Source organism: Cellvibrio sp. (genome assembly GCF_053579595.1).
The window spans coordinates 1-4426 of sequence record NZ_JBRFPI010000370.1 but is presented as its reverse complement, the minus strand read 5'-3'; the positions used below and the strand labels follow the sequence as shown (position 1 = coordinate 4426).

5 protein-coding genes and 1 pseudogene are annotated in these 4426 nt (G+C 49.5%); 4 read left to right on the top strand and 2 right to left on the bottom strand.

The genetic code is table 11. The annotated features are described in order from the left end of the window. On the bottom strand, positions 1–956 hold a 956-nt coding region (locus ACWA6V_RS17890; RefSeq protein ID WP_449523768.1), incomplete at its 3' end, for a tyrosine-type recombinase/integrase. Between the two features lie 179 nt (positions 957–1135). Further along, positions 1136–2005: a YicC/YloC family endoribonuclease gene (locus ACWA6V_RS17885; RefSeq protein WP_449523767.1), complete on the bottom strand. Its 870-nt coding sequence runs from the start codon at positions 2003–2005 to the stop codon at positions 1136–1138. 168 nt (positions 2006–2173) lie between these two features. Here ACWA6V_RS17885 and rph point away from each other — a divergent pair, with 168 nt between their 5' ends. The 4 genes and pseudogenes from rph to ACWA6V_RS17865 all read left to right on the top strand — a co-directional run. Then, on the top strand, positions 2174–2902 hold the full coding sequence (gene rph / locus ACWA6V_RS17880) for a ribonuclease PH (RefSeq protein ID WP_449523766.1): 729 nt from the start codon (positions 2174–2176) through the stop codon (positions 2900–2902). Further along, entirely contained in the window at positions 2892–3275 is a 384-nt protein-coding gene (locus tag ACWA6V_RS17875; RefSeq protein ID WP_331351786.1) for a diacylglycerol kinase, read from the top strand. The genes rph and ACWA6V_RS17875 overlap by 11 nt, the downstream gene beginning before the upstream one ends. A gap of 46 nt (positions 3276–3321) precedes the next feature. Then, positions 3322–3798: a phosphate-starvation-inducible PsiE family protein gene (locus ACWA6V_RS17870; RefSeq protein ID WP_449523765.1), complete on the top strand. Its 477-nt coding sequence runs from the start codon at positions 3322–3324 to the stop codon at positions 3796–3798. A 211-nt stretch (positions 3799–4009) separates the two neighbouring features. After that, positions 4010–4426, top strand: a pseudogene (locus tag ACWA6V_RS17865) (hypothetical protein); the annotation flags it as partial.

Here is a 4426-nt window from a genome sequence, read left to right as displayed (position 1 = left end):
AGTGCGTGGTTAAGTGTGTCATCTGAAATGTACCCCCTACGCTTGCTCGCTCGCCGAGCCGGAAATACATATTCAGAGTTAACGGATCTAATTTTTAGCTCATCTAACCAAGCAATAACTTGGTCGGGTAGCGGGATAATGATTTGAGCATTTGTTTTTGTGCGATCTGGTGGTAAGTGCCAAGTTTTGGCAGTGAAATCAAATTCGTCCCAAGTTGCAGCAATTAATTCTCCTTTGCGCACTCCCAATATCACCAAGATGGCCATGGACAAATAATTCTCTCGCGTGAAAACATCGGCATGCTCCCGAAACACGCGGAAGACAACTCTTAGTTCATCGATTGTTAGTGCGCGATCTCTTGATTTCTCAATTCCGCCCGCATCTTTAATGCTAAATGCGAGTGAGGGATTTGTTTGGAGCAATCCTAATTTGATGCCGTGATTAAAAATCTGTTTGCAATAATGAAGAGCATCGTTCGCAATTGTCGGGCGCCCGCTTTCATTAATCTTGCGAATAATTCCGAGCACATCTAACGCTGTGACGCGATCAATGCTGAGCTCACCGATGGCGGGAGAAATGTCGTTGCGATATACCCGTGCGGGGATTTGAGGATTTTCCAAACGCTTGCGGCACTCACCCAACCAGTCCTGAGCGACGTCATCTAATGTTTTGAGTGAGATGAGCTGAGTGCGTTTTTTCTCGGCTGCGGGATCTATGCCCTGATTAACCAGTGAGCGTAACCGAGCAGACTCCAAGCGCGCTTCAGCCAATGTCATGCCTTCTGGTGGGCGACCATAACGAGCGAAGACAAACTCCCGCCTTTTGTCATTGATGCTGTAGCGCAGCATCCAGAATCCGTTTCCTTCTTCACTTACGCGGAAGTAGAGGCCGCGATCAACCGTGAATTTGCCTGGTTGACCTGATTTAAGTTTGGCTTTTAGTTGTGCGTCGTTCATGGCTTTCAGATAAGTGGTGGCAGGTTTTTCAAGCTTACACGAAACTTAAAAATCTGCCACCGATTCTGCCACCATTACTTTGCAATCATGAGGGGTATTCTGAAATCTTGTGAAATCTAAAAATTACTTAACATATTGATTTACATATAAAATGTTAATTCATGAGATTGCATGAAATATCACTCAATATTCTGCACCTGCTCCCGCATCTGCTCAATCAATACTTTCAACTCCACCGCTGCTTGCGTCGTCTCACTTACAATCGATTTTGATGAAAGGGTATTGGCTTCGCGATTCAATTCCTGCATTAAAAAATCCAGGCGACGCCCGAGGGAATCGGTTTGTTTCAAGCTGCGTTTGACTTCAATGACGTGAGTGTCGAGGCGGTCGAGCTCTTCATCGACATCGGCTTTTTGCGCGAGCAATACAATTTCCTGCTCAAGGCGTTCTGGTTCCAAATCCACTTGTAGTGCAGCAAGTTTGGTCTGTAGTTTTTCGCGTTGCGCAGCGAGGATTTCCGGCATGCGTGCACGTACATTAACAACCTGTGCCGAGACGCTGTCCAAGCGGTTGATAATTAATTGTTGCAGCTCTGCACCTTCGCGTGAGCGGTGTTCGATCAGACCTTCGAGCGCGAGATCAAACAATTCCAGCGCAGCTTTGTGCATCTGCTCGCGATCCAATTCCTGCTTTTGGATTACACCAGGCCAGCGCAAAATATCCAACGCATTTACGGGCGCAGCTATTGCACCGAGCAGGCCATTAATTTGTTGTGCGGCTTTAGTTAATTGCGCGATCTTGTTGAGATTGATACCCAGATCAGACTCACCTTCCTGCTCCCACTGCACGCTCAGGCTCGCTTCGACTTTTCCGCGCTGCAAGGCTTTGCGCATGGCGTCGCGCAGATGGGGTTCGATTTCGCGGAAATCTTCCGGTAAACGGAAGCTGGGTTCGAGGTAGCGGTGATTCACACTGCGGATTTCCCACACCAGTGTCCCCCAGGGGAGTTTGGCTTCACGGCGGGCAAATCCAGTCATACTACGTGGCATAAGGGCTCCTGGAACTAAGTCGTTCTATGCAAGGTGGATACTGCGCGGGGCGGTTACTTCTACGGGCGAGAGCTGGTAGAGTTCACCGGCAACTTAACAATCATCAACAGATGGGGGATGGTATCACACCTTCCCATAGATCCATTTCAAGTAGTAAGGATTCCTTTTATGCAACGTCCTAGTGGCCGCACACCCGACCAATTACGCCCTATCCGTATCACCCGTCGCTACACCAAACACGCCGAAGGCTCGGTGCTCGTTGAGTTTGGCGACACCAAAGTGATCTGCACAGCGAGTGTGGTCAACTCAGTTCCTCCTTTTTTACGCGGCCAAGGGCAAGGTTGGCTCACTGCCGAGTACGGCATGTTGCCGCGCTCCACCGGCACGCGTATGGATCGTGAAGCTGCGCGCGGTAAACAACAGGGCCGCACCGTAGAAATCCAGCGGTTGATCGGCCGGTCACTGCGCGCCGCCGTTGATTTAACCGCGCTCGGTGAAAACACCATACATATTGATTGTGACGTTATTCAGGCCGACGGTGGCACCCGCACGGCGTCTATCACTGGTGCATGGGTTGCGCTTGCCGATGCTGTCGCCCATTTAAAAGCCACCGGCAAAGTCACCGGTGAACCAATCAAACGTGCTATTGCTTCTATTTCAGTCGGTATCTATCAAGGCGTTCCTGTGTTGGACTTGGATTATCCTGAGGACTCCGCAGCAGACACTGATATGAACGTAGTGCTGGGTGATGACGGTGGCATTATCGAAATTCAAGGTACAGCGGAAGCTGAGCCGTTCAGCGAAGCGGAATTTGCGGCCATGTTGAGTCTGGCTAAAAAAGGGATAGCGCAATTGCACGAGTTACAGCAGAAAGCATTAGCCAGCAATGAGAAATAAGTTTCTCAATACCGGGCAGCCAGGTTTTCATCCACTGAGAAAGATTGGTGTAGTTCTGCGTGGGCTCAAATTCGCAGTAGTTACTGATTTCTCTGTCGCCTATAAGCTGGTGCTGTCCTTGTTTATGTTGATAGCCTGTATTGCGTTTCGCGACTGGATTGATGTGGCGGCGGTGTTAATTGCTACCGCATTGATGTTGGTCGCGGAGATATTTAATACCGCAATCGAAGCCCTCTGTGATTTTGTCGAGGCTAGCAATAATCATCGGATAGGAATCATTAAGGATATTGCGGCGGCGGGCGTCGGCATAAGCATTTTTCTGTGGATATTGATTATGGTTGGTGAGGCTTACGCGCTGCTGCACCACTTTTAAAAACCCGTCGGTCTTAGAGAATGAATGCTGTTGGAGGATCACAGATATGAAAGAGCAGAATGAACAAAAGCTGTTAAATGTGATGGATCGCATCATTCATAACTGCGCACTGGTCATAGCTTTCATCATGGTGCTGGTCATCATTTGGGGTGTGGCAGATATTCTTTATGTGCTTTATCACCGTTTGATCGCACCGCCAGTAATGCTGCTTGAGATAAAAGATATCTTTGCAACCTTTGGTGCGTTTATGGCCGTATTGATTGCAATCGAGATTTACCACAACTTGATTCTCTATACCAAGGGTGATCACAATCCACGTTTAGCTGTTGAAATTGTTCTTGCCACTGCACTCATGGCAGCAGCGCGAAAAGTGATTATTTTTGATTTTAACGAAATGGAAGCTGCCTATATTTATGCGACTGCGGCGGTCATTCTTGCTCTGGGGCTTGCGTATTATTTGATAGTAATATTGCCAAGCAGGGCCAGCAGGATTGTAGCGGAAGAGTCGACCCGACCTGAGTGAAGTCAATATCGTATTGGTATTTATCCAGGGCGCATGGATGTGAAAGCATGCACCCTAGCGTACACCCACCCAGATCGGCATGCTCATCCGAAACGGGTGTGCTAGCATTTGCACCCGGCAGACACCGCGGTTAATCACCATTCTGCCTCTTATATCCCGAATAAATTCTTTGTTTTCTCCGCTTTTTGATTCCTTATGGAAGGGGTTTTGTATGTCTGGAAGTTTCTCGCGCATTTTCCTGAGTAGCTTGTTAAGTCTTGCACTGGTCGCCTGTGGCGGCGGTGGGGGTGGAGGCGGGGGATCTAAACCCACACCACCAGCAGATACCGACGGCGACGGCTATGCCGATACCCGCGATGCATTTCCCAGTGACCCCAAAGAGTGGCTGGACACCGACAAAGACGGGGTGGGCGACAATGGCGATGCCTTTCCTAATGACGCGACTGAAACCAAAGACACTGACAAGGACGGCGTTGGCGACAACAAAGATGCGTTCCCGAGTGACGCCAGCGAAACCGTGGATACTGATAAAGACGGAAAGGGCGACAATGCCGATCCCGATCCTATGCGGCAGGCTATCCCACCCTCGCCGACCTGCCAGCGACGCCGGACCTGGCACCTTCGCCGT

Excerpts from the sequence above, each read along its gene's own strand:
- ACWA6V_RS17870 (WP_449523765.1), top strand. The coding sequence starts at position 3,322 with ATGAAAGAGCAGAATGAACAAAAGCTGTTAAATGTGATGGATCGCATC.
- ACWA6V_RS17885 (WP_449523767.1), bottom strand. The coding sequence starts at position 2,005 with ATGCCACGTAGTATGACTGGATTTGCCCGCCGTGAAGCCAAACTCCCC.
- rph (WP_449523766.1), top strand. The coding sequence starts at position 2,174 with ATGCAACGTCCTAGTGGCCGCACACCCGACCAATTACGCCCTATCCGT.
- ACWA6V_RS17875 (WP_331351786.1), top strand. The coding sequence starts at position 2,892 with ATGAGAAATAAGTTTCTCAATACCGGGCAGCCAGGTTTTCATCCACTG.